Raw genomic sequence first — 25162 nt, forward strand, 5'->3', positions numbered from 1 at the left:
AGCCGAACCGTTGAAATGGAAGTACGCCAACCCCAAGCGCCGCATCCGGTGCGATTCATCCGGTTCAATGGACTAGTCGTGACCGGCGCAACAGGTGCAGGCTTGACCGATGCCTGCGCAACGCGGCCGCTCAACGTGGGCCATGCCGTGGTCTGCGCAGCCGCGTCGAGCCATACGAGCCGTTGATCGTCCACGCGCAATAACGTGAGGGAAATGCCGGCCATCTCCAGTGCGCTCAGGAACGTGCCCGACCACGCACGCTCTACTGCAAGCATATGTTCGCGCAGGTAGCGCAGCGCCGATCCCGCAACAATGCTCAGTTCGCTCGATGGTGTGCCGCCCAGATTGTTCACGAGTAGCGCGACGTGGTCATCGGGCTTCAACGCAAGATCGTCGATGATCTTCGCGAGCAGGCGTCCGACAATCTGCCCCGCCGGTTCGAGTGCCCCGCGTTCCACGCCGGGCTCACCGTGAATGCCGAGACCCCATTCGATTTCATCGTCGGCAAGTTCGAAACCCGGCTTTCCTGCCGCCGGCACCGTGCACGGCGTAAGGGCCACGCCCATGGTGCCAAGCGACGCCGCCGTATCGCGTGCAATCTGCGCTACTTCGCCAAGCGGCCGCCCCTCGGCGGCAGCCGCGCCCGCTATCTTGTGCACGAACACGGTTCCTGCAAGACCGCGCCGGCCGGCGTGTTCGCCGTGTGCCGACAGGGCGACGTCGTCGGCGACGATCATCATTTCCACCGCAATGCCCTCAGCCCGCGCGATCTCCGCAGCAAGGCCGAAATTGAAGCGGTCGCCCGTGTAGTTCTTGACGATCAGAAGGACGCCCGCAGGACCGGCCACGGCGCGAATGGCATCGAGGACGGCATCGGTCGAGGGCGACGTGAAGACCTCGCCGGCCACGGCCGCGCTGAGCATGCCGGGACCCACGTATCCACCGTGAGCGGGTTCGTGCCCCGAGCCGCCGCCCGAGATCACGGCCACTTCGCCGCGCGCTGCTGCCGCCTCGGCATCGGCGCGCACGATGATCGTGCTGCCCTGCAGCAACGACAAGCCCGGGTTGAGTGCGGCGAGTCCGTCGAGCATGTCGGGCACGACCCCGGAGACGTCGTTGATGAGCTTTTTCATGTCAGCCATCCTTCTTGGAAACCACCGGCTCTTCGGCGCGAGCCCCTCGCGGTTGGGAGACATGATAGATGGCCTGACTGCATCGCGCTTTTGCGTTGTCAATCGCGCTTGTCAGTCGCGCAGTCAGTCGAGGAACTCGGCTGCGCGTTGCTGGAGCATAGCCCTGAAGTCATCGAGCCAGCTGATGGACAACCGCCAGCTTTGCCAATACAGATCGACGTCGATATGCGTACCCGGCACGAGTTCAACCAGCTCGCCGGATGCGAGCGCCGGCCCGATCATCTGCGTGGGACACATGCCCCAGGCCATCCCGGACAGGCACGCGCGCAGATAACCCGCTACATGCGGAATCAGATGCCTTGGCGGATCGAGATCCGCGCGCGTGATTCGCCGCATGAAGCGCTTCTGCATCTGGTCTTTCGGACTGAAGTCGACGCGCGGCGCATGGCGCAGCGCGTCGCGCGTGACCCCTGCGCTGAAGTGCCGGTCAAAGTACGCCGGTGAGCAAACGGGCAGGTAGCGCATGCGCCCCAGCTTGGTCGAGCGGCATCCCTGCACCGGCTCGGCCTGCGTGGTGACCGCCCCTTGCACGCTGCCGTCGCGGAGTTGCTGCGCCGTATATTCCTGATCTTCGATAACCAGGTCGAGCAGCATTTCCCGTTCGGCGCAGAAGCTTGCGATGGCGTCGATGAACCAGGTGCCTACGCTGTCGTCATTGACCGCCATGCGAAACGTCGGCCACTTTCCTGCGAGCATTCCCGGCAAGGTCGGCATTTGTCCGCCCAGTTCTGTTTCGAGACGCTGCACGCGTTCTATATGACGGCAAAGCAGCGCTCCGGGAGGCGTGGCAATACACGGCTGACCGCGCTTGACCAGCACGCTTCCGACCCTCTCCTCCAGCAGCTTCACCCGCTGGGACACGGCCGATGGCGTGACGTTGAGTTCCCGGGCGGCGCGATCGAACGAGCCGAGGCGTACCACCGCTCCAAGTGCATCGAGCAAGGCGTAGTCCAGCATTAGTAAAATTTAACTCGCATTAGGAAAGTTAGCTTCTGTTAAGCGTTGACGAAAGGCAGACTACGCCTGTTGATAGCGCCCGTCCACCGGCCGTTTTTGCCGGACCCGGACTGGGGCTTCGGCTGCCGCACGTGCGCGCCTCGCTACCCGCTGCAAAGACAGCCACCTTTTCTGGAAAAACCATGACCCCATCGCCGTTTCAACTCGAGCGTTATTTCGCTGTTCACGAATTCACTGCACGCTATCTGCTGTGCAGCTCCGACCCGGAATCCATGTCGATTGCGGAGCTGCTTGCATTCGAGCCCGGTTCCATGGAAGGTCTTGGCCGCCTCCGCCTGGGCTACACCGAATATCCCGGCGCGCCTGAACTTCGGCAAGAAATTGCAACGTTGTACGAATCAATTGATATGGACAACCTGATCGTCCATACGGGCGCTCAGGAAGCGATCTTCTCTTTCGTGCACTCGATGCTCAAGCCAGGCGATCACATGATCGTCCACATGCCCGGTTATCAGTCGCACTACTCAATCGCCGAAGCGGCGGGTGTTTCGGTTTCGCCGTGGCTTGCATGCGAATCAGAGCATTGGGCCCTGGATCCCGACGAGCTGGCGAAACTCCTCCGGCCGGAAACGAAAGCGTTGCTCATCTGCGCACCGCACAATCCGACGGGTTATCTGCCTGAGCGCGAGCGGTTTGACGCTATCGTCGAATTCGCCAGGCGACACGGTCTATGGCTTTTCAGCGACGAGGTTTATCGAGGGCTGGAGCATGATCCCGCAGCGCGTTTGCCCGCTGCATGCGATGCCTATGAGAAGGCGATATCGCTTGGGGCTTTATCGAAGTCGCATGGTTTGGCGGGACTGCGGGTTGGCTGGGTCGCAACCCGGGATCGCGATGTGCTCGCGGCCATGAGCACGTTCAAGGACTACCTGACCATCTGCAATAGCGCGCCCAGCGAGTATCTCGCGGGCATTGCGCTGCGTCACACCGGTACGTTGATTGAACGCAATACGTCGATTGTCAGAAATAACCTCGCCATCCTCGATACCTTCTTCGCGCGTCATCACGAGATCATGGAGTGGCGGCGGCCGTCGGCGGGGACAGTCGCTTTCCCTCGGCTGAAGGGCGGAGGTGCAGAGCGTTTCTGCGCCGAAGTCCTCGAGCGAACCGGCGTGCTTCTGTTGCCCAGCACGTTGCTTGAGTACGGCAACGAGCATTTCCGGATTGGTTTTGGCCGCCGAAACATGCCCGAGGTCCTGCAGATATTCGGCAACTATTTGCGCGAGCACGGCTCGAAGTAGGGCAACCGAAAGGATCAATGCAGGGTTCAAAGAGCGATCAGCGGTGGTTTCGTCGCGCTGGCCAGGTTGGCTCCCCGGCTCTTTCCCGTGTTGTGAGCGGGGACGATTTGCGCCCGAGTTGAGCAGGGATGCTCGTGCCGGTTCGCCCCGGCACGGTACCCTTCGCGATACACCCGTACACTAAGGTGCGATATCGCTGAGACTCACGGAGTGCAAAAAGATGAAGTGGTTACTTGTTTTGTTGGCAACATCGGTTGGATGCAGCGCATACGCTGCGGGCGCGGAATCAAGGCAGGCCACCAATGCCTACTCGTCGCGATTCACTCGCGAAACGACCGAGGACATCAACATTCAGGTGGAAACGGATCACGAAACCGGTTGCCGGTACCTGATCGCCGAAAACCGGGGCATCACGCCGATGCTGAAAAGTAACGGCACGCCCGACTGCAATGCGCCAAAACGCGGTCAGCAATAGCGGCTGCCCGGCCCTGCGCAGTTCGTGCGGTCAGGGACGGTACGCCGCAGTGGAAGCCAGGCGCAGAACTCATCGGCCAGTTACATCTGTACGCTCCCCGGGACGGGCGTCCAATCGCCTGGACGTCCCTCCTGCACCGCTAAGGATGCTCGTTATTCCGCCAACGGTCGTACCGATCCCCGCGACCGGGCATTGGTGGAAAACCGGCACGCATACGATCACGACGGCGTTCCCGGTCTTCTGAGCGCCCGCTCCATCTCAATGCCCTCCGGCGTCAGGCGGTCGACCGATAGCGGCGTACGGCGCCATTTCATGGCGTTACACAGGGATCGGTACCTAATTCGCTCGCAGTGTTCATTTCATGGCGAAAAACAGGCGCGGCGCACTAACCAGTCAACCCGAGCGCGCCAGCCCTGATACACGCGCTGAAATGCGATATATCACCGTGATCGCCAGCAACGGTATCGCCATATGCCGCCAACGAGCCGATACCCGGACCGCATCTGCCTGCCACGCGCCCACCGCGAAGGGGTTCCGCCGCCGGCCGTTTGTGCAAACCGCAACACACTCATGCCTTTTTGCTAACAAAGTCGTTCTGTGTGCGAAATCGGCCCGTTCATGACAGTGCCTCCAAAACAGGCATCCGGCTGTAAACGCTGATATCCGCCCATTTTTTCATTGATTGATGCGCGCAGAAGCCTCAATGATCGCGAAAAATAGACTTTTTCCTTTGTCTTACCAAATGTTTATTTATTATCTGATCTTCCGGATGGTCAGCGTCAAGCGTCACAGCACTCCGTACGCGACGGTTTTTGGAGCTTTGTTTTTGAAACATCGGGCAGAATCCAATTGCCGACTGTCATTTTCGCGTGGTAAAAGGAGGCAGCAACGCTTGGCCGATAGACGGCTGGTGGCGCTACCAAACGGAATTACGTCTCTTCTAGGAAAATCAGCAAATGGCAACAGGTATTGTGAAGTGGTTTAATGATGCGAAGGGTTTTGGCTTCATCACGCCGGACGGCGGTGGCGATGACCTCTTCGCGCATTTCTCTGAGATCCGCTCGGAAGGCTTCAAGACACTGCAGGAAAACCAGAAAGTAAGCTACGAAGCGAAGCAAGGCCCCAAGGGTCTGCAAGCATCGAACATCCAGCCGCTGTAATTCGTTACAGCACGGCTTGATTGCGTGAACCGAATGGCCCGCCTAGGCGGGCCATTCGTTTTTTTGGGGCGGCAGAGCCAAGCGCCGTTGCAGGGCGCGAGGCGCACCGGCGGCCACACAGCAGCTCCGCAGCAGGTCTCGCGTCAACCCTTTCGCCAGCAGCGTCAAGGTGCGTCGATAGCCATGGGGGCCGGGGCGACCGCCGCGACCTTCTCGGGAAAGAGCCGCGGATATAAGGCGCCCGCAATACAGGCTCCAATGATCGGCGCGACCCAGAAAAGCCAGAGTTGTCCCAACGCAGCGCCGCCGGCGAACAGCGCCGGTCCGGTCGAGCGTGCGGGATTGACCGACGTATTCGTCACCGGGATGGATATCAGGTGAATCAGCGTCAGGCAAAGCCCGATGGCGAGTGGTGCGAAACCGGAGATGGCGCGTCCGTCGGTCGAACCGAGAATGACCATCAGGAAGAAGAACGTCATCACGATTTCGCAGATCAGCGCGGCAGTCAACGAATAACCGCCGGGTGAACGCGCACCGTATCCATTCGATGCAAATCCACTCGCGGCTGCGTCGAATCCGGGTACGCCGGACGCGATCAGGTACAGCACGAATGCGCCAATGATCGCGCCTACTACTTGCGCAACAATATAGGGTCCCAGGTCCCGGACAGGAAACCGGCCCGCAACGGCGAGGCCGACGCTGACCGCCGGATTCAAGTGGCAACCCGATATATGCCCGAGCGCGTAAGCCATGGTCAGGACGGTTAATCCGAACGCGAATGCCACGCCTGCAAATCCAATTCCGGTACCGGGAAATTTAGCTGCGAGAACTGCGCTCCCACAACCGCCAAGAACCAGCCAAAACGTGCCAAACATTTCCGCAGCAAGACGTTGTTGTAATCGCATGATGTGCCATCCAAGATTGGTAACGGGTTCAATACGAAGTGGCCAGACCGCGCTAACTGACATTGCGCTAAATGAAGTGCTTGATTTTTTTAGAGCCGATCCTGTTCGAGTTTCAACATTGGGGTCATGTGTCTGACCGGCGTTGGGAGACAAGGCTTACCTACCCGCTTAACCGGCATATGCGCTACGGTGGACGCGGACGGCTTGCCCTTGAAAATCCATGGTGCAGTGCATCTATAGCATCGCTTTGTTGCATGACAAAAACGCGCCTGGAGTAAGTGATTCGGACACGAATCCAGTGTAGGTCAAAGATTTTAAAAATCGATGTCATCCGCATGCAACGAGTTAGTGACTACGCGGATTAAAATCTGCGGTCCAGTTGCTGAATAAGCGTCCGTATCAGCAGCATGTGCGTGGAAAACTTTCGTCAGAATATCTGTCACGGGCATGATCGAACGTGCATAAGGCTTCCTTGAAGTACGGGCTGAAGTCGCCCGTTCCAGGCAATCAAACATGAAAGTCCGCAGCCATGTCTTCGTCTGTCCGGGCGACTATCCGGCCGGTCCGGACGGCTTGCGTAAATAGCTCGAAATCGCGTTCAACCTGATCCGCGTAGTCCTTCGAATAGGCGACCAGCGCTTCGGCGAACTGAGCACCCTGGCCCAGATAGGCGCTGATCTCAACGGCCTTGCCGCTGGCTTTTGCATGGGCGCGCGCCAGTATCCAGCCGCACAGCCGGGCGTAACCCTCCAGCACGTCGATATCGAATAATTCGATGTTCGCGGACAGCTTCATGTCCCGCAGTTGCCGGAAATAGAAATGGCGTCCCGATGGTCCCGTCGCCCAGCCGAGGAAGATGTCGCTGGCTGCCTGCATCACCCGCTGGCCGCGTACGACGCGTTCGCCCGCATGGTTCAGCCGTTCGGCATCGAAGTACTGCTCGATCACCGACGGCCGTGCCTCCTTGATCTGAAGGAACATGGGTTTCCCCAGTTCGTCGATCATCAACAGAACCAGGCAGCGAGTCCCGACGCTGCCGACGCCCACCACCTTGAAGGCCAGATCCTGAGCCGTGAAATGCTTGAGCAGCGCGCGCCGGTCGTGGCTAAGCGTTTTCACATACTGCGCAAACATGCCCTTGATCAACGCTTGCCAGTTTCCGAGCTTGATCCAGTCATCGTTGGGTTCGAACAGCGTGTTGCCGCCGTGCACGTGAAACATGCCCGGCGGCATGTCACGCAGGGTCCAGCTCCCGGTCTCGTTGTTAAATTCGGCTACCTTGTCGAGCATGCTGTCGTGGGTGCGGCTAGCGGCCTTTTCCATTCCCTTGCGCAACGTGCGCCTGCGCTCCGGCGTCACGGCGGTCTCGAGCATCCGGTCGAACGTAATGCGCTCGTACCAGAGCTCCAGCGCACTGTATCGCGCGTATTCCTGCATGCGGGTCTGGTATTGCGTCACCAGGGATTCGATCAGGTTTTCGCCCGTCAGGCGGCTTAAACGCATGTGCCGCGCGGCCACCATGAAGCTCGCGGCCAGTCGCTTGATATCCCATTCCCAAGGGCCGAGCGCGACTTCATCGAAATCGTTCAGGTCGAATACAAGCTGGCGCTCCGGCGTCGCGAAGCCGCCAAAGTTCATCAAATGCGCGTCGCCGCATATAGGCAGCACGAGGCCCGTATTCGATATCCTGCCAAGGTCGTGAGCCTGCAGGATCGCGCTTCCCCTGTAGAACGTGAAAGGCGACGCCATCATCCGTCCATATCTGAGCGGGATCAGCCGCTCAACGCGTCCCTGGCTGTTTCGCTCGAGCAGTTCGATCGGATCGCGGTCTATTGTCCCGATCCTGGCGTGCGCGGAGCGGGTCATCTGCTCGCGGTGCGCCTTGCCCGCTGCCATACGCGACGCTGTCTTGTTTTCAGTCGTCATCTACCCTCCCATGTCACGCACCGGACACGCCAGGTCGGCGCGGTCGCATCACGAATCGTTTTCGAACCGATCGTTTGCGTGGATGCCCGCGCACGTGGACCGGCTTACTTTATTGGAGCGCCATTGCGTGTCACTAATACTGCCGTCGCTTCAATAAATTCGGCATGCACACTGTCGCCGGCTTTTATTCCCTTCAGCGAAACGTCGGGACCCGCCTGGAGCGTTTCTGTTTTGTTCGGGCCACGAATCGTAATGGTTCGCCTCGCCGGGTCGACCTTCTGGACCGTTGCGAGAACTTGCACCCAGCGCGCGGTCGCGGTCGATCCGCCCGACGCGGGGATGGTGGCCGTTTCATCAACGCGCTCGCGAATGCCGTTCGACGCGACCTTGGTTGCGCGGATCAGCACGGCGTTTTCATACTTGATGTGGACGGTATCGCCAATCTGCAGTTTGCCGACATCGCCGACCTCGGGATTGACCGCGATTTGGACAACTCTCCCGCTTGATCCTCGCAATGCGACACTATTCGATGAGGTGTCGATGCCGACCACGCGCGCCTCGACCTCCGCGATGGCGGCGCCACCCACGCCGCCCGGACCTGCGCCCGAGGCTGCATCCTGCGAAAACGCCGGAGCGGTGAAGAGGGCGGAAACAACAACTGCCGCCTTGAGCATGTTGGCGCTGAAAACCAGCGACGCGTATTTGCGAGTCATCAGGGGTTCCTTTTTGTTCGTCAAGCGAGTGATGGATGTGGAGGGCCGCTAATCGCCCGGGGTAGTGAAGCCGAGGTCTATCTCCGCGACTTGGACAGCAAATGGCCAAGTCCGAGGTTGGTCGCTATCTGCCAGATGTACACGCGCGAATAACGAACGCCATACCTGGACTCAATCAGTGCTCGCAGCCGCGCGTTGGTCCATGCCTCGCTGTCGAAGCCATGATCCTTGGCTGAGCCATGCAGCGCCGCGGATATCCATTCAAGGGCCCGTTGATCGAGCACGGAGGAACGCCCGCCTACGCCCAACTGTTTCAACGCATCCAGGCCTCCTGCGTCAACCAGGGCCTTGTAGCGTTTCACCGTCGCCTGGGACAGGTGGAGCTGCTCGGCAACGTCATCTACCGACGCCCCGTCGAGCAGCATCTGTCCCAGGCGACGTACGACGCTGGGAAGGTTCTCGGGCTGAGAAAGCATCTGTGCACTCGTCCTCATATCATCAGGAATGCACGGCAGTCCGTCGCCGCTTGTTTTTTAGCGCCGACTCGCCAGGGCGGTCGGATTTCAAATCTGAAACACTCAAGTGCTCCGTTTCGAATTTCAAAAAAATGTGAATATTCGGGTGCATTGCGCGGCCGATAATTATTAAATCAGTTAATTGCACTGTTCCCGAAACCAGTGGAATAAATCCTCCGAAGCTTATTTTTTAACCAATATCTGTTTTCTCGAGATTTGGGGCCGATCCCATGTAAAATTTCTTGCTTGCAATTTCGTAAAATTTTGTCTATGACGCGGTTTGATCGAGACAGTCGTTACTAATGTTTGGCAACATTTTTCGAAACGTATCTTCCGATTGAATTAGGCTTTACCAGTTACAAAATAATATTGGCAAACGCTAAAACGTTTGCTAGCATCCGTAACAAATGTAATTCTGCGGACGCACTGCGCAAAGCAGACCCGCACGGGGCATGCGTGCGCCTGTTATGTCTCTGAGAGGACTAACGTATGGCTATTTCTCGTTCCAGGCAGTCTGATTAAATCATATCGTCCTTCCGTATTGGTATCTCGCGGAAAATCGATCTAAGCCGCATTTGAAAGTCTCTTCCGGTAAGCCGGAGGGCTATGCTCGCGTGCCCGAAAAGCGTTATTTGATTAACGCCGGAGGGATATCTATGTCCTGCCAAATCAACATCAGGAAAATCATGAGCAGCTGTACGAGGAAACTCGTTCGTAAATGCTTGCCGGGCTTGATTATGGCTGTTTCGGCAGACGTGGCATTTGCGCAGAGCGCCGCGGACGAAGCTAATAAAAGCAATAATCCGCTGAATCTTGCTGCGTCATTAAATATTCAAAATTACTACACACCCAGCGTATTTGGTACGAATTCGCAAACGAATGATTTATTGCTTCGTCCGACTATTCCAATCGGGCCCAACGGGCTGATAGGCGTGCCGCAGATCTTTCGCGTAACGGTGCCTGTCAGCACACGCCCCGATCCCACGGGCGGATACAACACGGGATTGGGAGATATCAACCTTTTCGATATTTTCCTGCTCTCCCAGGAGGGCGTTCAGATTGGCGTCGGACCGTTGATCACCCTGCCCACGGCAACCGACCCAAGCCTGGGGACGGGCAAATGGCAAGCCGGTCTTGCCGCGGTCGCGGTCAGTGCGACCAAGGCGCGATTGCTGGGCGCGCTGGTCCAGTGGCAACACTCGTTCGCCGGGCAAGATAGCCGGCCAACCGTACAGTCGCTGACAGCCCAGCCTTTCGGCATCTTTAACTTGCCGGGCGGCTGGTATGTGCGTTCGACCGGCATCTGGACATTCGACCTCCAGCACGGGACCTACTACATTCCGGTCGGCCTGGGTGGCGGCAAGGCCTGGAAGAGCGGGTCAACCATCTACAACGCGTATATCGAACCGCAGTATTCGGTGGCTCATTCAGGGCGGGGTGTCCCGCAATTCACTATTTTCGCTGGCTTGAACATGACTTTCGGCAAATAACGGACGATGTCAAAAATGAGATTTAAATCCATCATTAAATTCGGAATACTAATGGATGCGCTCGCAGTGGCAGGCATGTCGTCCGTGAATGCACAGCAGGAACCGGGCGGTGTGACGCCGCAGGAAACAGAGGCTATCGCCAAGGACGCATTCATCTATGCGTACCCCATGCTGTTCAACTACAAGACGCTCTACCAGCAGACGCAAGACCGGAGCAACAAGGCGTACGTCGGCGGTTTCGGGAAATTTCGGCACTATTCGCAACTATATGGGCCGGAGAACAAGGAAATAGTCACGCCCAACAACGACACACCGTATTCGTGGGCGTGGCTGGACCTGCGCCGCGAACCGTGGGTGTTGACGGTGCCTCAGGTTCCCGACGACCGTTACTACGTATTCCAGTGGATCGACCTGTTCACCTACAACTTCGCCTACGTCGGATCGCGCGCAACCGGCAACGGCGCCGGTCACTATATGTTGGCCGGTCCCAACTGGAATGGCCAGACGCCGCCCGGTATCGGCAAGGTCTTCAAGTCGGAAACCGATCTCATCCTGACGCTCGGCCGTACCGCGCTCAATGGTCCCTCAGATGTCTCGCACGTTGTTCGCATACAGAATCAGTACAAGCTGACGCCGCTGTCCAGCTTTGAACACACCACGCCGCCGCCCGCGGTCGAGAACGCGAGCTTTCCCGCGTGGGATGAAGCCAAGGCAACATCGGTCGACTTCATTGGCTACCTGAATTTCATGCTGCAATTCACGCAGCCGACCAATCCGTCCGAGACGGAACAGATGCAGCGTTTCGCGAAGATAGGGATTGCGCCCGGCAAGCCATTCGACGTGACCAAGCTTGACCCGGCAACCCGTGACGCGTTGGAACGCGGTGTGGCCGACGGCAAACAGGCGTTGGCAGCGGCCGAAAAGTCGACGACCAACTCCTTTGGCCTGTTCGGTTCGCGAGACGACCTGAAGAGCGACTACATGACGCGCGCGGTCGCCGCAGGAATGGGCATTTACGGCAATACGAAGCAGGAAGCGGTGTATGTCGGGTATCGCGTTGATGCGGACAAGCAGCAACTCGTAGGTGCTCAGCCGTATGTCCTCCACTTCGACAAGAAAGACCTGCCGCCCGCCAAATTCTTCTGGTCAATGACGCTGTATGACCTTCCTGGGCGCCATCTCGTCGCCAATCCAATTGATCGCTATTCGATCGGTGACCGGACGAAACACCTGAAGTATGGCGCCGATGGTTCTCTCGATCTTTATGTCCAGCATGAGTCACCGGGCAAGGAGAAAGAAACGAACTGGCTGCCGGCGCCGACGGGTGCCTACACGCTGATCATGCGCATTTACGGGCCGAACGCCGAGGTGCTTGACGGGACGTGGCATCTCGTGAAACCGACCAAAGTGGGAGGAGGGTGACATCGAATCGATATGAAATCGTTGAAAAATAAGTCTTACTAATCGATATCGAGGTTGCCATGAAAACACTTCTTCTGGCGGCGACGCTTGCACTGTCCACTAGCGCCGCGTTTGCAGCCAAGCCCGCGGTCTATCCGGCACACGGGCAAAGCGCCAGCAAGCAGTCGCAGGATGACGGCGCTTGCTACGCCTGGGCCAAGCAAAACACCGGCATTGATCCAGCGGTCGTTGCCGGCACTCCACCGCCGCCGCAGGGACCCACGGGCGCGCGAGTGGGCGGCGCGGCGCGCGGGGCGGCTGCCGGCGCTCTCATTGGCGATGTCAACCACAACGATCCGGGACACGGCGCGGCCGTCGGTGCGACCGCGGGTGCATTGGCCGGCGGCGTTCGGAGCCGCCGGCAACACGCCGCTCAAGCGCAGAACGCACAGGCCAGCCAGCAGGCCGAGATGAATACGTACTGGCGCGCGTATGGCGTGTGCATGCAAGGGCGCGGTTACACCGTCCAGTGAAACGCAGGCTACGAAATCCAATGAATGAAGGAGCCAGTATGGACACGTGCAACAAGCGGGCCGGTGCGCGAAAAAACGGGTGCAGGGAGCTGACGGCAGTCGCGTTCGCCACCGTCGTGCTCGGTATTCCAGCCGTCGCCCGCGGGACTGAAGGCGGTATCGGGCGCCCGATAACAGGCGAGCAGATCGCGCCTTATGCCGGTATCGTGCCGCCTACCTCGGACTGGATATTTTCCGTCTCGACCATCTATTACGAGGGATCGCTCGGGAAGAGCAAATCCATCCCGATCGCAGGAACGGTGACCTCCGGACTCAATTTCCACGTCTCGTACACCATCCTCAACGCGGTCAAGACGTGGGGCATTACAGCCGGGGGATGGAACTTCGCTTCGTCTTTCGGTGTGCCGTTTCAATACACGTCGGTGTCGTCGTTCAATGGCCGGCTGCCCAACGATAAGGCCACGCAATTCGCCGATATTTACTTTACCCCGGTCGTGGCCGGCTATCACCTGACCAAGACCGACCATATCGCGTTGAGCGTCCAGATGTACGCACCCACCGGCGCTTACAGTACCAGCCGTCTTGCCAACGCCGGACAGAACACGTGGACATTCATCCCGACTGTTGCGTACACGAAGCTCCTGCCCGAGCACAACGTCGAGCTGTTAGCGAACTACGGCGTCGAGTTCTATACCACCAACAACGAGACGCACTATCACAACGCCCCGATCAGCGTGCTCGACCTGCTTGCGCTCAAGCGCTTCACGGGAGGATGGGGCGTGGGTGTGGTCGGCGGCTGGATTCAGCAGCTAGGCGACGACACCGGTGGTCTCGCCGACGTGACGGGAGGCAGCAGCGGCCACTCCCTCGGGATCGGTCCGATGGCGACCTGGTCAGGGAAGCTGAGCAGCACGCCCGTTTCGGCGTCGTTGCGATGGGTCAATGAATTTGCAGTGCGTAACCGCCCGAAGGGAAACGCGGTCGAACTTTCAATCAGCGCCACTTTTCAATAAGGGGGCGACGTGCCACGACACTATCACCGACCCATACGCAGTGTGCTTATCGCGCTAGGCATCAGCGCGGTCAATGCATTCGCGCAAACAAGCCCCGAGCTCGCGAGCGCTGCAGCGGCCACATCGGCGGCCGCTGCGCAACCAGAGCGCCAGCAGCAGGCTATCGACGCGTTGTCGTCCATGGGGCGTTATCTGCGTTCGCTGAGCCGCTTCGATGTGACCGCAACATCTGCTACCGACGCCGTGCTCGACAGTGGACAGAACGTGGCGTTTCTTCATGAAACAGACCTGAAGGTGGAACGGCCGAATCGCCTGAGAGCGATTATCACAGGAAGCCGGGACCCCAAGGGGCTGATCTACGACGGCAGGACATTCACCATTTTCAATACGTCGCAGGGTTACTACTCGAAGAATCCTGCGCCGGCCACGGTTGACGAGTTGGTTCGCGAGTTATCGACGACATACAACATCGATACCCCGCTTGCCGATTTGTTCTACTGGGGCAACGGCAAGGTGGATGACGTTACGTTGACATCGGCGCTTTTCATCGGGCTGGAGCGTGTGGATAGCCGGTTGGACCTGCCTCTTTCGGATCAGTTTTTGGGCGGAGTGGAAAGGGTCATTCCTGATCGTGCGTACTACGATGCTTTTCGTGGTTAGCACGCTGATCAGATCGATCATGCTCAGTCGCAGGACGCTAGCGCAAAGGGCGATTTTTTGGATCGGAAATAACCAGTGACATGCCGGACCGGATATTCGCTCGTCCATGCAAACACAGTTCGGCCCGATCCCCCGACAGGTCGTTGAATTTCTCCGCTGAATAAAGACGGTGTGATCGTGGACCAGGAGACACACGTCAATTTTTACCTCAATCGCGCGGACCGGAGCGGAACGCAATTTACGTTCAGACCGGCCGCGAGTGGCGATACATGTTGTTCAACCGGAGACTCGTATGGACCCGAATCCACTGCCCCTTGTCATCCGAGCACTCGAACGGGCCGCATTGCAAAGTACGGTATTGCCGTACAAACGTTTCCATGTCCTGTTTGCGCGCACGGTTCCGCTGACCCGGCGATACGAGGTGCTCGATGCCGCTCTGCGAGAACTCAACGATAGCCCCGATATTGACTACGGTGTGCTGCTGGCATGCGATAACGGCCTGCCCGGGCCGGATTTTTTCCGCCGCTATCAGAAGTATCGGTGGGACAAGTATGTCGTTGCGATGGGCGACCCCCGGTTCAAAAGCGCGACCTTGAAAGGCAAGCGAGAACTGGTTGCGGCCGAGCGTGCGAAAGTCCATCTTCATGCGCTTCGTGCGCGTCACCAGGAGCGTGACCGGGAGTGTGCATGAGCGTATGTCTTCCAGCCGGGCACGGCCCCGTGCGCCAGCCTGGCAGCCATCTGCACGAGGTTGTTATCCAGTTACCTGACACAGAGACACTGGACTCACCTGAAATCGCGCGATCAACGTGGGCGTCTCTGCGGCAAGGCTAACCGCCCGCAAGTACGGATTATTCCGATCGTCGCGCATGACCTGGCGGACATCTGACTGCCATGCGTCGCTGCGCAAGGCGGCTAAGCGCGCTCGTAAACAACGCAATATGCAGTCGCCGCTTCCGTCGCTCAATCGCTATTAAAGGCTTAGCGCGCTTGGTGCCCTAACGCTAAGAATCATCCATTAACTTAGGGCTTTATCTGAAATTAAGCGTCGGACTTGTGCCGCGTTGGCAATGGGTACGGCGCTCGGTGCATTCGCCGTTCAGCAATCTGCTGTTGCTGACGATATGGCCGGAATGAAGAGAGTCCCGTCGCAATGAGCCCGGCGGCGGCATCAAAATCTGCTTTGACTGACGCGGAGATCAGGAAGGTCGATCCGGTGTCCGGCATGGTTACGCTTAAACACGGCTCGCCGGAAAACGTGGGTATGTCGCCAATGATGATGGCGTTCAAAGCGAGGGATGCTGCGATGCTAAAGCAGGGCCACGAGGGGGATAAAGTGAAGGTACGCGTTGAGAAAGTGGCCGGCACCATGACCATTCTGACAATACAAAAGCGCTAGCTTCATGGCGGGCCAGGTTGCCGCGCGCGCATGGTTTTAGCCGTGCCGTGAGGGTGTCTGACAGGCTGCGCAGGTCACGCGCCGCCTGTCGATCACAAGGGGAAAAATGACACAATGATCTGATGTATTTACACTTGGCGCCAGTCACGCTAATTAGTTGCGCAAGGTTTTCGCGTTCGGGATTGACGCGCGAGAACCCTGCGGGCGAAGCTCCATGACCTTCTTTAGAATCGAAGGTAATTCCAGAGTCGGGAACATCCATGTCTGTACGCTACAACGCTGCGTTCACGGCGCTTCTCGCTGCCGCCCTCTTTGGCGCGACCACCCCGCTAGCCAAGACGCTGCTTGGCACCCTGTCGTCTTTCATGGTCGCCGGCTTGTTCTATCTAGGCAGCGGCGTTGGCCTGGCTGTTGCGATTGCCTTCCAGCGCGTCAGGCGTTCCGATAAAGAGCGTGCTAACGAAAGCCGGATTCAGATGGCTGAAGTGCCTTGGTTGTTTGGCGCAATTGCCGCAGGTGGTATAGCGGGCCCGGTGCTGCTGATGTTCGGCTTGAGCACCACGCCAGCCGCGACGAGCTCCCTCTTGCTGAATCTTGAGGGCGTGTTTACGGCGGTCATCGCGTGGGTCGTATTTCGTGAGAACGTGGACGCGCAGATCTTTCTCGGTATGGTGGCAATAGTCGCCGGCGGCATGGCGCTGTCATGGCAACCGGGCACGTCCGGCATATCCGTTGGCGCACTGCTGGTCGCTGCCGCCTGCGTTTGCTGGGCGATAGATAACAACCTGACGCGAAAAGTGTCGACGAACGACGCCATGGTCATTGCCTGTCTGAAGGGACTGATCGCCGGATCGGTGAATCTTTGTATCGCCCTTTTGCTCGGCGCGCATCTTCCCGGTTTGGTCAGGACGGGAGCAGCCATGCTCACCGGTCTGGCCGGATACGGTGTCAGCCTGGTTCTGTTTGTCGTCGCGTTGCGCAACCTGGGCACCGCGCGCACCGGCGCGTATTTTTCAGTCGCGCCGCTGTTCGGCGTGACGCTGTCATTGATCTTGTGGCCGGATATCCCGGGTCCGTTGTTTTGGGTGGCGGCCGCGTTGATGGTGCTCGGCGTGTGGCTGCATATTCGCGAGCGTCACGAGCACGCGCATACGCATGTGTTGATGGAGCACAACCATCGGCATCGGCATGACGAGCATCACCAGCACACACACGACTTCAAATGGGATGGCGACGAACCGCATCCGCATCCGCATCAACATTTGCCGATCACGCATACGCATGGACATTTCCCGGATATTCATCATCGGCACGTTCATTAAGCGGCGGCGGATTTCTTCATCTTCAATTCGGTCTGCCATGCATCCAGCGTCCCACCGACTCCGTATATAGCCTTGACGCGACGCAATCCTGCACTCGCGCCAATGGAGAAAAACCATGAGCAAGGTATTGCGGAAAGCGGTGCTGGCGGGCGTGTCGGTTGCGTTCTTGTGCGGTTGCTCGGCGGCAGCGTTCGCGCAGGGCGGCGGTAACGGGAACGGTGGCTCGGGCGGCGGCAATGCGCACAGCGCTGCAACCGCTGGAATGACGCATTGGGGCGATCCGGTCGCCACGCCGAGGAGTTCCATGCCCGGCAATATGCAAAACCCGGCAATGGACAATAGCGCCGGCATGGGCGCGATGCCGTCGAACGGTGCTACGGGTGTTGCGAAGAACGTGCAGTAAGAGGCGGCCATGCCAGCGAGCGTTGGATGTCCTTGGCGTAGCGTCGTCGCGTTTGGGCGGACGGCTGGAGCGTCTTTGGTTTGCATCGACTTGGTGCAGCGCCGCGACTTTCAAGCCGAGGATCTTCTTCCGCCACGAGCTTCGCTCTGTAATCCAGAGACACAATTGCGCTTGAACTAAGCAAGGTTCCTCCGCTCCTACTTAAGAAGCACGGGAGACCATCACATGCTTAAGCCAATTGCATTATTCGCACTTGTTGCGTGCCTAGGCGGCTGTGCCGTCGCGCCGGGTTACGGCTACGGATATGACGGATACGGGGACTCTTACGCAACGGATTATGGGCCGTATTACTACGGTTATCCGGCTGTCTACGGTGGCGGTATCTACGTTGGCGGCGGCGGGTACGGCGGCCATTACTACAACCACTGGCATGGCTGGAACCACGGGTACGGAGGCGGCTATCACGGCGGCTGGGGCCATGGTGGCGGCTACGGGCACGGCGGTGGCGGGGGGCAGTGGCAGGGCGGCGGTCACGGGGGCGGCCACGGTGGTGGCCACGGCGGAGGCCGTGGTTAGGACGTAATGCCTTGAATAGCCTGACCAAAGGGCTGGACCAAAGGGCTGCTTAGGCGTTCCGTTTGCCGGACGGTTTCCCGGTAATCAAGTATTCGGCGGATGCGCTCGGATGCTTCAAGCGCGTTCGCCGAACTGCGACGAGCAGAGGGAGCGGCACAAGCCGAGCCACAAGCCGAAGATTCCGGTAAAGCTTCTCCTCCGATCTCGCCAGCCCGGTCAAATTTTCCAGGCTTGGCGGTGACAGAGAGAAACCACGCGCCAAACAATTCACTGACGCTTGCGCGTGGCGAGCCCCTCGTTTATTAAAGCGGGACTCTTTGGCTTTTCGTTAAATTGCAGGCATAGCCGCTACCGCCGATGCTGAATCCTGACTAGCTGCAGGAGCCGTTTTGCCGGCGCCGGTTGCGGATTTCTTCGCAGCAGGCGATTTCTTGGCCAACGCGCGCTTCGCGGATCCTTTCTTTGCAGTTGCCTTTTTCGCAGGGCCGCTTGCCACCGTCGCGCTCTTAGCCGACGCCTTCTTGGCAGGCGTCTTCGCGCTTAGCGTTTTCGCCGTCGTTTTCTTGGCTCCTACTTTCTTTGCTGCCTTCTTGCTTGCAGGTTTTGTCGCGCTTGCTACGACCGTATTGCTGCCGCTGTGGCTATCGATCAGGAATTTCGTGCGGTCTTTAACGTCCTTGATCCAGAGTGGCGGTCTAGCCCAGCCACTCCACGTCTCACCGGTCTTCGGATTGCGATACTTGGCAGGCAGTTTTGGCTTTGTTGCACCTTTTGCCTTGACCTGCGCCTTGGCTTTGGACGTTGAACCGGCAGGCCGGCCGCGGGGCTTCTTCGTGGATGAATGCGCTTCAATATCAGCGGTGGTCAGTCCATGGTTTTCCATTAGCTTGCGGATCTCGTCGAGCACGGATTGCGCTCGTTTTGCGATCAACGCTTCGGCTTGCGCCTGCAGTTTTTTCAGCTTGGCTTGAATCTGTTCCAGAGTAGGCATTTTGGTTTCCTTAAGAGTGATTGCCCGCACTATGCCATGCGTTCTCTGATTTCGGAAGCGGCTAATAGGCTTTGGTATTAACGACGTGCGTCTATTAATACAGTTTGTTTCAATCGATGACAAAAATCGCGGCTTTGCGGCTTGCATGTCGGATGCTTAGCTATCGTTCTACTCCGGCTGAAGCTTAGTCAAAATGGACGGCGTGCATATCTCGCGACTCTCCACTGCGCTATTCAGTTGGATGATCCTGGCAACGGGCAGGCCCGTATCTTCAATGCAGAGGATATCGATGCAATTTTGCGCAACGCCGAGGGTAATGACTGCTCGATCGCACGGGTAGCGAGAGAGAAGAGCCGCCATTATCGCCAGGAAGGACAAGCCGAAAGCAAAGAGCGGGGCTAAATGCTTTGGTCGGAGAGGTGTTGATTAACGACCTGGATCCGTCTGACCGGCAAGCCTCTATTGCATGAGGGTTACCCGCTTACTTGCCGGTCCGCCGCACCCTCGGTTAGCGCGTCCGCGACGCCTTAATACCGGTAAGGAGGCGGCCGGTACCGCGGCGGCGGGCGATGATGGTGGTGTCTGGGCGGCAACGGACGGCAACGCCGCACGTAATGACCATGGACCCAGACGCGCCGGCATTCCTGCCGGGGCCGTGCGTCAGCCACCGATGGAATGGCGGCGCTTGCCGCAGCGCTCAACAAGACGACCGCGAGAAATCTTCGCATAGGTACTCCACAAAAATACGGACAGAGTGTCTACTCGCCGATGCACTATCCGGCGATAAAAAATGAGCCCGCGTTTTCAGCCGGAGCAGGCGTCCAAAACGAAAACACGGCACCCTTGAGGCTACTTCTTCGAGTTCTTCGAAACCTTTGCCGCAGCTTTGACCGCTGGTTTCTTAGTGGGTTTCTCACCTGCTTCGGCGATTGCTTTCGGCTTGGCCGCAGCCTTAGCGGCGGTCTTCGGTTTTTTCGGCGCTGCGCCGGTCGCGGCGGCCTTCGGTTTGGCCGCCGTCTTGGCCGCCGTCTTGCGTGCAACCTTGGCGTTAGTTTTCGGCTTGGCCTTCGGTGTCTTGACGCTGTCCTTGCCAGCCGGTGTCGTTTTTGACTTTGCCTTGACCGGCTTCTTTACGGGTTGCGCGGTAGCCGTATCCACTTCGTTTGCTTCATCGGGCGGCGAAGCAGCGGTAAGCTCTTGCTCCAGCAAAGCGCGTGCTTTTTCCCAATACTCCATAGAGCGCCCTTCGGGACGACCGTCCGCTTCCCATAGATGGTATGCGTGCAAACGAAGCTTTTCTTCCAAGGATTGGTTTTGCATTCCATTGACCGTTTCGCGTATTCGAGCGTTTATGTTACAGGAGCGTCTCTCCGCAAGTTCAAGGGCGGAGGCCGCATTCTGAGCGCCGGTTGAGCTCAGGATTGATCTGGGCGTGGCGCGCGGTTAGATCTTGCCACGCTATAAAAATGTCTTTTTTCCCGTGCTAGGATGTCTCGCGGATAAGTTTGAGGTATGGCAATGACAACCTTGTATGAGACATTGTCGGTCTCGGAAGATGCGACGGCCGAAGAGATAAAACAGGCTTACCGGAAGGCAGTCATGCGTTGGCATCCGGACCGCAATGCGGGTCAGGAGCATGTCGCGCGGGCAGCGTTCCTGGACGTTCGGCATGCTTACGCAATTTTGTCCGATCCCGCGCAAAGGCGGGTCTACGACGCCGTTTTTGCTGAAGAAATGAAGCGTCAGGAGGAACAGCGGCGACACGAGGAGCAGGAGCAGGCTGAACGCGAGGCCGCAGTGCGCGCTGCGGAGGAGGCGGAATATGCCAGCCGCGTCGCGCTGGCGATGCGCTTCGCCACGCAAGGCTATAACCGTGACGTCGTCCGCGGCGTGCTGCTCGCCCACGATTGCAGCGACGACCTCGCGTGTCGTATTGCCGACAGCGCCCTTGCGCTGCACGTGTCCAGGCAGTCCGAGGTTGCATCGGCGCAGTCGGAGGAGATCGCTCCTGAGACGCATGGCATGCAGCAAGAAGAGGACCTGGCACCCACCGACCGCGCGCGCTCGTTCTCCGATATCTGGATGCCGTTCTGGAACGTGCTGCGATCCTGACCGCCTGCCCGCTGGCAGGTCACAGTCTTGCTACGTTCCCTGAATAAGCGCCGCCAGGGATGCTCTAACCCCCTCGAATTTTATTAGCGAACGCATTTGCCTGCGCCCGGCTGGCTCGTCATGACTCAGCGCGCGACACTTGCCGCGCACCCACGCGAGAGGAGGTTGCCGAAGCGCGTCGACCCAATAACAGCGTCGCAGGAACATACTGACCATTAGAACCAGCACGACGCAGACGATGCAGCGAGATCCGACGGCACGTCTAGCCTCGCGGGGACAGTCCTGAAATCTGGTCTTAAAATCTGCTGAAAGGAAAGAACGGTCCGGAGATGCTGATGGAGCATGCCTACTTCAAATTGCTGCATCTGCTGTCGGGGCATCCTGCATGGGCTCTCACGGTCGTATTGCTTGCCGCGTTCTTTGAATCCATTGCTTTTATAGGCACGTTTGTTCCGGGCAGCACCGCCATGTTCGTGGCGGGCGCGCTGGTCGGCACCGGTTCGCTCAACCTCGGCTGGGTCTTCGCCTGTGCCCTCGCAGGCGCCGTGGCAGGCGACGCCGCCAGCTACTGGTTCGGTTGCAGCCATAAGGACACCATCGCCAGGTTATGGCCGTTCCGCACGCATCCCGGCATGCTGGCGGCGGGGCAACGCTACTTCGAGGCGCACGGCGCAAAAAGCGTGATCTTCGCGCGCTTCATTGCACCGCTGCGTGCGGTCGTTCCCGTCGTCGCGGGCATGATGGGAATGCGGCCGTTCCGGTTCCTGGTCATCAACATCATCTCGGCGCTCGTCTGGGCGCCCGTGCACATCCTTCCCGGCGTTGTCTTCGGGGCATCGATCGAACTGGCGGGCGCCGTGTCCTTCCGGCTCGTCGCGGTGCTGGCTATCCTGGTCGCCGTCACCTGGCTGACGTTCAAGCTGACGAGCCTTCTCGTGTCACACGCCAGGGCCTGGACGGATTCTTCACGCCGGAACCTGCTGCGTTGGGCGCGTCATCACCCCGGCAGGACCGGCCGGATCGCCCTCGGTATCCTGGACCCGAAGCACCAGGCCGCGGCGCTTATCGCGGTCATCTCCGTGCTGCTGCTGGCTTCGGCCACCGTGTTCTTTTCCACGTTGCACGGCGTCTCGCATGGCGACCCGCTGGTTCAAGTCGATGTGTCCGTTTATCGCTTCCTGCAATCGGTCCGGTCGTCATGGGGCGACGCGGTCCTGGCGGTGCTCGCCACGCTGGGCAGCGTGCCGACACTGACCGCGCTAACGGTGCTGGTTGTCGTATGGATGGTGTTCGAACGCCGCTGGCGTACGGTTGCGTACTGGCTGACCGCCGTCGCCTTTTCCCAGCTGCTGATCCTGGCGATCCAGATCACGATCCAGCGTCCCCTTCCGGGCGCGGTAGCGTCCAGCCTGCGCGCGTTCCCGAGCAACCACGTAGCTGCCAGTGTCGTGATCTACGGCTTCCTCTCGTTTTTACTGGCGCGCCGGGTGGGGGCGGTGGCGCGAGTATTCGTCGCGATGGCAACCATCGCCGTGCTGGCTTCGATTGCCTTCTCGGGACTTTATTTTGGCCGCTTCACCTTCTCCGATGCCGTTGGCGGCGCCGCACTTGCCGCCACCTGGGTCTTTCTTGTCGCGCTCACCGCCGTGTGGCGATATCCCGCGAAACCGGCGCCACGCGCGATGATGCCCGTCGCCGTCCTGGTGGTCGTATGCGCGAGCGTCGCGCTGCAGTTCAGGACGAGCCTTGACGCGATGGCGGTCGAAGCGGCGCCGCCGGCTATCGTGGTGACGCCTCTGCAATGGACCGATACCGTGTGGCGGACCTTTTCTTGCTATCGCTCAAGCATGGACGGCGACCGGCTGGAACCCATCACCATTCAATGGGCCGCAACAGCCGGGGAGATTCGCGCTCAACTGGAGCGCCGTGGATGGACGGAAGGGACGCGTTTATCGGCGCGTAGCGTCTTGTCTCTCGTGTCTCCCAATGTGGTGGCCACCGCGCTTCCCGTGTTGCCGAGGTTGAACAATGGCGAACCATCGGTGCTGGTTTTTACGCGTGCTCACACGAGTGCGGACGAACGCGATGTCTTGCGATTCTGGCCGACGCAGTATGCGGTGGCACATCGGGGTGGACAGCCGCCAACACCTATATGGCTCGGCTCCCTTGTCCACGAGCGGCTGTTGCGGCCGTCGTGGCCGTTTAATGTGCTGCGCCCGGACAAGCGGATCGAGCAAATGATTGCCGACCACGGGGAGGCATCGCCGTGGAGTGGCCTGGAGGTGGCGAGAAGCGCAGGCTGTGGGGGCATTCCCGTGACGCTGGTGGCGTCCGAGAGGCAATGAGTGAAGTAGTGGGTAACGAGTAGTGGGTAAGAAGCAGTAGGTAAGAAGCAGTAGGCAAGGAGCAGTAGGCAAGGAGCAGTAGGCAAGGAGTCACGAAGCCGTGAAATGATGTCAATCCTGCACGTGTGAAGCGATGAGCTTTAAACGCAGCATGAAACGCAAGCGGCGGCAGCGCGTTGCCGAGTGCTTCAGGAGACGAGTACTTGATACAGATTCCACCGTCGGCAATCGAGAATTGGGGAAGCGCAGCGGTCTTCGCCAATGTGCTGGCCACGCGGCTGGGCGTGCCGCTGCCGGCTATCCCCGTGCTTGTCTTCGCCGGGTCGGCGATCGCCAGCGGGAATCTGGTTTTCTCCCACGTGCTGTGTGCTGCGGTGGTCGCTGCGTTGCTTGGCGACGGGGTGTGGTTTTCTGCAGGACGCATTTACGGCCGCCGCCTGACCGATATTCTCGGGCGTATGTCGTTATCGCTCGATGCAAGCATACGCACCACGCGTGCGTTATTTGAACGGTTTGGCGTGGCGATCGTGGCGGTGGCGAAGTTTGTTCCGGGCCTTGCGCTCATTACGCCGCCGCTGATGGGCACCACGCTTATCGCGCCGGTTGTATTCGTTGCCTGGGACACGTTGGGCACGGTGGCCTGGGCTTCCTTCTGGCTGCTGGGCGGCGCGTTGTTCGAGCGGCAACTTGCGTTGTTGCTGACCTGGCTCAGACCCCACGGCGGATCCATACTCGATGTGCTGTTTATCGCCGCCGTTCTTTACCTGACGTATCGATATCTGCTGCGCTGGCGTTTCCGGAAGTGGCTGAGCCGCAGGGTCGTCTCGCCCGAGCGGCTCTACCGGATGATGCGTTCAGGCACGCCGCCCTTGATTCTCGATGCGCGTCCGGTGTCGGTCCGGCGTGACGACTTATATCGAATCCCGGGGGCGTTGCTGCTTGACGTCGAGTCGCTGGAGACCATGGACGCGAATCTTTCGGCAAGCGATATTGTTGTGTACGGCATGTATCCGAACGACGCGACCGCCAGGAAGGTTCGCAAGCAGTTGCTGCGGAAAAAGGTCGTGAACGTTCGCATCTTGTACGGCGGCCTGGACGAGTGGGTGCGTCGCGGTTATGCGGTCGAGCCGCTGCCGCCGGCATTCAATCTGTTCGATGCATCGATGGCGCGTTCTTAGGCCGCCGCTCCCTTAGACCCGTTCGTGTGCGACTTACCTGAGCAGGCATACACATTCGTATGCCTGCTTTAGTGGGGATGCGCGTCACGAAATCTCGTGGCTAAATGCGTCTAACGATTCGAGCAGACAAGTCCTGAGCCACTCGAAGCGAATAAAACAAACGACCAAGCCGCGCGCGAATTTTCGCGCTGCCTTGGTCAGGACTCGAAAAGGTGCAGACGGGGACAAGCTGACGCTGAAGTTCAGCACGGGGACGCCGGTGATGATGCGACGGGGGTAGAACAAGGGAGGCGTGTAACCGGCGAGTGAAACGAAGCGAATTAAATAGTTAACGAGGGGAGAGGTGGCGTGCCGGCGGCTGGGCGTGGCGAGACGCCTGGTCGTCGGACGCGCTACGATTTTTTTCTTTAGCAAAGACTGCGGAACCATGCCGCCATTGGTTCGCTTGATCCGCTTGATCAGGCCAATTGCTGCGCAAGCGATTTCGTCAGCGGGCTGTCTACATCGCCGGGTATGCGGAACTGTCAGTATTTTTGTGTGCAAGGCGTTAAAGACCGGCTTCGCAGCAGGCCAGAATAAAACGTTATGAGCTTG

Annotated in this window: 25 protein-coding genes; 16 read left to right on the top strand and 9 right to left on the bottom strand. The window is 59.0% G+C overall.

Features of this window, described 5'->3' with window-relative positions; all coding sequences use genetic code 11:
- Both AWB69_RS41600 and AWB69_RS41605 read right to left on the bottom strand, forming a co-directional pair.
- Positions 1–1133: dihydroxyacetone kinase subunit DhaK (locus tag AWB69_RS41600; RefSeq protein WP_156529164.1), on the bottom strand; the 1133-nt coding region annotated here is incomplete at its 3' end.
- A gap of 123 nt (positions 1134–1256) precedes the next feature.
- Positions 1257–2150, bottom strand: a complete 894-nt coding sequence (locus AWB69_RS41605) for a LysR family transcriptional regulator ArgP (protein WP_062092597.1) — start codon at positions 2148–2150, stop codon at positions 1257–1259.
- Between the two features lie 182 nt (positions 2151–2332).
- Here AWB69_RS41605 and AWB69_RS41610 point away from each other — a divergent pair, with 182 nt between their 5' ends.
- The 3 genes from AWB69_RS41610 to AWB69_RS41620 all read left to right on the top strand — a co-directional run bounded on the left by AWB69_RS41610 (position 2333) and on the right by AWB69_RS41620 (position 5086).
- Positions 2333–3451 carry an aminotransferase class I/II-fold pyridoxal phosphate-dependent enzyme gene (locus tag AWB69_RS41610; RefSeq protein WP_062092598.1) on the top strand — a complete coding sequence of 373 codons (1119 nt, stop codon included), beginning with the start codon at positions 2333–2335 and terminating at the stop codon, positions 3449–3451.
- A gap of 220 nt (positions 3452–3671) precedes the next feature.
- Complete coding sequence (locus AWB69_RS41615; RefSeq protein WP_062092599.1) at positions 3672–3926, top strand: DUF6440 family protein; 255 nt, start codon at positions 3672–3674, stop codon at positions 3924–3926.
- Positions 3927–4882: 956 nt separating this feature from the next.
- On the top strand, positions 4883–5086 hold the full coding sequence (locus AWB69_RS41620) for a cold-shock protein (RefSeq protein WP_031362205.1): 204 nt from the start codon (positions 4883–4885) through the stop codon (positions 5084–5086).
- Positions 5087–5250: 164 nt separating this feature from the next.
- On the opposite strand, the gene aqpZ is transcribed toward AWB69_RS41620, so the two are convergent.
- The 4 genes from aqpZ to AWB69_RS41640 form a co-directional block, all read right to left on the bottom strand.
- Positions 5251–5991 (bottom strand): aquaporin Z, encoded by a 741-nt coding sequence (gene aqpZ / locus AWB69_RS41625; protein WP_062092600.1) that lies wholly within the window; start codon positions 5989–5991, stop codon positions 5251–5253.
- Positions 5992–6498: 507 nt separating this feature from the next.
- On the bottom strand, positions 6499–7917 hold the full coding sequence (locus tag AWB69_RS41630; protein ID WP_062092601.1) for a DUF2252 domain-containing protein: 1419 nt from the start codon (positions 7915–7917) through the stop codon (positions 6499–6501).
- A gap of 104 nt (positions 7918–8021) precedes the next feature.
- Positions 8022–8630 carry a copper-binding protein gene (locus AWB69_RS41635; RefSeq protein ID WP_062092602.1) on the bottom strand — a complete coding sequence of 203 codons (609 nt, stop codon included), beginning with the start codon at positions 8628–8630 and terminating at the stop codon, positions 8022–8024.
- Between the two features lie 77 nt (positions 8631–8707).
- Positions 8708–9106: a helix-turn-helix domain-containing protein gene (locus AWB69_RS41640; protein ID WP_062092603.1), complete on the bottom strand. Its 399-nt coding sequence runs from the start codon at positions 9104–9106 to the stop codon at positions 8708–8710.
- Between the two features lie 614 nt (positions 9107–9720).
- Here AWB69_RS41640 and AWB69_RS41645 point away from each other — a divergent pair.
- The 10 genes from AWB69_RS41645 (at position 9721) to AWB69_RS41690 (ending at position 17942) form a co-directional block, all read left to right on the top strand.
- Positions 9721–10635, top strand: a complete 915-nt coding sequence (locus AWB69_RS41645) for a hypothetical protein (protein ID WP_231937415.1) — start codon at positions 9721–9723, stop codon at positions 10633–10635.
- A 51-nt stretch (positions 10636–10686) separates the two neighbouring features.
- The gene (locus AWB69_RS41650; RefSeq protein ID WP_156529165.1) at positions 10687–12057 is read left to right on the top strand and encodes a DUF1254 domain-containing protein; all 1371 of its coding nucleotides are present in this window, start codon (positions 10687–10689) and stop codon (positions 12055–12057) included.
- A 59-nt stretch (positions 12058–12116) separates the two neighbouring features.
- Positions 12117–12569, top strand: a complete 453-nt coding sequence (locus tag AWB69_RS41655) for a glycine zipper domain-containing protein (RefSeq protein ID WP_062092605.1) — start codon at positions 12117–12119, stop codon at positions 12567–12569.
- Between the two features lie 38 nt (positions 12570–12607).
- Positions 12608–13582: a SphA family protein gene (locus AWB69_RS41660; protein ID WP_082913822.1), complete on the top strand. Its 975-nt coding sequence runs from the start codon at positions 12608–12610 to the stop codon at positions 13580–13582.
- A gap of 9 nt (positions 13583–13591) precedes the next feature.
- The gene (locus AWB69_RS41665; RefSeq protein WP_156529166.1) at positions 13592–14242 is read left to right on the top strand and encodes a DUF2092 domain-containing protein; all 651 of its coding nucleotides are present in this window, start codon (positions 13592–13594) and stop codon (positions 14240–14242) included.
- A 292-nt stretch (positions 14243–14534) separates the two neighbouring features.
- Complete coding sequence (locus tag AWB69_RS41670) at positions 14535–14933, top strand: hypothetical protein (RefSeq protein WP_063978030.1); 399 nt, start codon at positions 14535–14537, stop codon at positions 14931–14933.
- A 462-nt stretch (positions 14934–15395) separates the two neighbouring features.
- Positions 15396–15641, top strand: a complete 246-nt coding sequence (locus AWB69_RS41675) for a copper-binding protein (protein ID WP_156529167.1) — start codon at positions 15396–15398, stop codon at positions 15639–15641.
- Positions 15642–15901: 260 nt separating this feature from the next.
- Positions 15902–16963: a DMT family transporter gene (locus tag AWB69_RS41680; protein WP_062092607.1), complete on the top strand. Its 1062-nt coding sequence runs from the start codon at positions 15902–15904 to the stop codon at positions 16961–16963.
- 115 nt (positions 16964–17078) lie between these two features.
- Complete coding sequence (locus AWB69_RS48400) at positions 17079–17366, top strand: hypothetical protein (protein WP_063978031.1); 288 nt, start codon at positions 17079–17081, stop codon at positions 17364–17366.
- 225 nt (positions 17367–17591) lie between these two features.
- Entirely contained in the window at positions 17592–17942 is a 351-nt protein-coding gene (locus AWB69_RS41690; protein ID WP_075644084.1) for a hypothetical protein, read from the top strand.
- A gap of 328 nt (positions 17943–18270) precedes the next feature.
- Here AWB69_RS41690 and AWB69_RS41695 read toward each other — a convergent pair whose 3' ends face one another.
- Complete coding sequence (locus AWB69_RS41695; protein ID WP_231937416.1) at positions 18271–19080, bottom strand: H-NS histone family protein; 810 nt, start codon at positions 19078–19080, stop codon at positions 18271–18273.
- Between the two features lie 702 nt (positions 19081–19782).
- Entirely contained in the window at positions 19783–20253 is a 471-nt protein-coding gene (locus AWB69_RS41705; RefSeq protein ID WP_075644085.1) for a DUF2934 domain-containing protein, read from the bottom strand.
- A gap of 198 nt (positions 20254–20451) precedes the next feature.
- Between AWB69_RS41705 and AWB69_RS41710 the strand changes: the two genes are divergently transcribed.
- From AWB69_RS41710 to AWB69_RS41720, 3 genes are all read left to right on the top strand, one after another.
- Positions 20452–21045: a J domain-containing protein gene (locus AWB69_RS41710; protein ID WP_062092612.1), complete on the top strand. Its 594-nt coding sequence runs from the start codon at positions 20452–20454 to the stop codon at positions 21043–21045.
- Between the two features lie 335 nt (positions 21046–21380).
- Complete coding sequence (locus AWB69_RS41715; RefSeq protein WP_062092617.1) at positions 21381–23390, top strand: bifunctional DedA family/phosphatase PAP2 family protein; 2010 nt, start codon at positions 21381–21383, stop codon at positions 23388–23390.
- Positions 23391–23593: 203 nt separating this feature from the next.
- Positions 23594–24568, top strand: coding sequence for a VTT domain-containing protein (locus AWB69_RS41720; RefSeq protein ID WP_062092613.1), 975 nt, complete (start codon positions 23594–23596; stop codon positions 24566–24568).
- An 84-nt stretch (positions 24569–24652) separates the two neighbouring features.
- Here AWB69_RS41720 and AWB69_RS49015 read toward each other — a convergent pair.
- Positions 24653–25162: hypothetical protein (locus AWB69_RS49015; RefSeq protein WP_197500451.1), on the bottom strand; the 510-nt coding region annotated here is incomplete at its 5' end.

The organism is Caballeronia udeis (assembly GCF_001544555.2).
In the GTDB taxonomy this organism is placed as follows: domain Bacteria; phylum Pseudomonadota; class Gammaproteobacteria; order Burkholderiales; family Burkholderiaceae; genus Caballeronia; species Caballeronia udeis.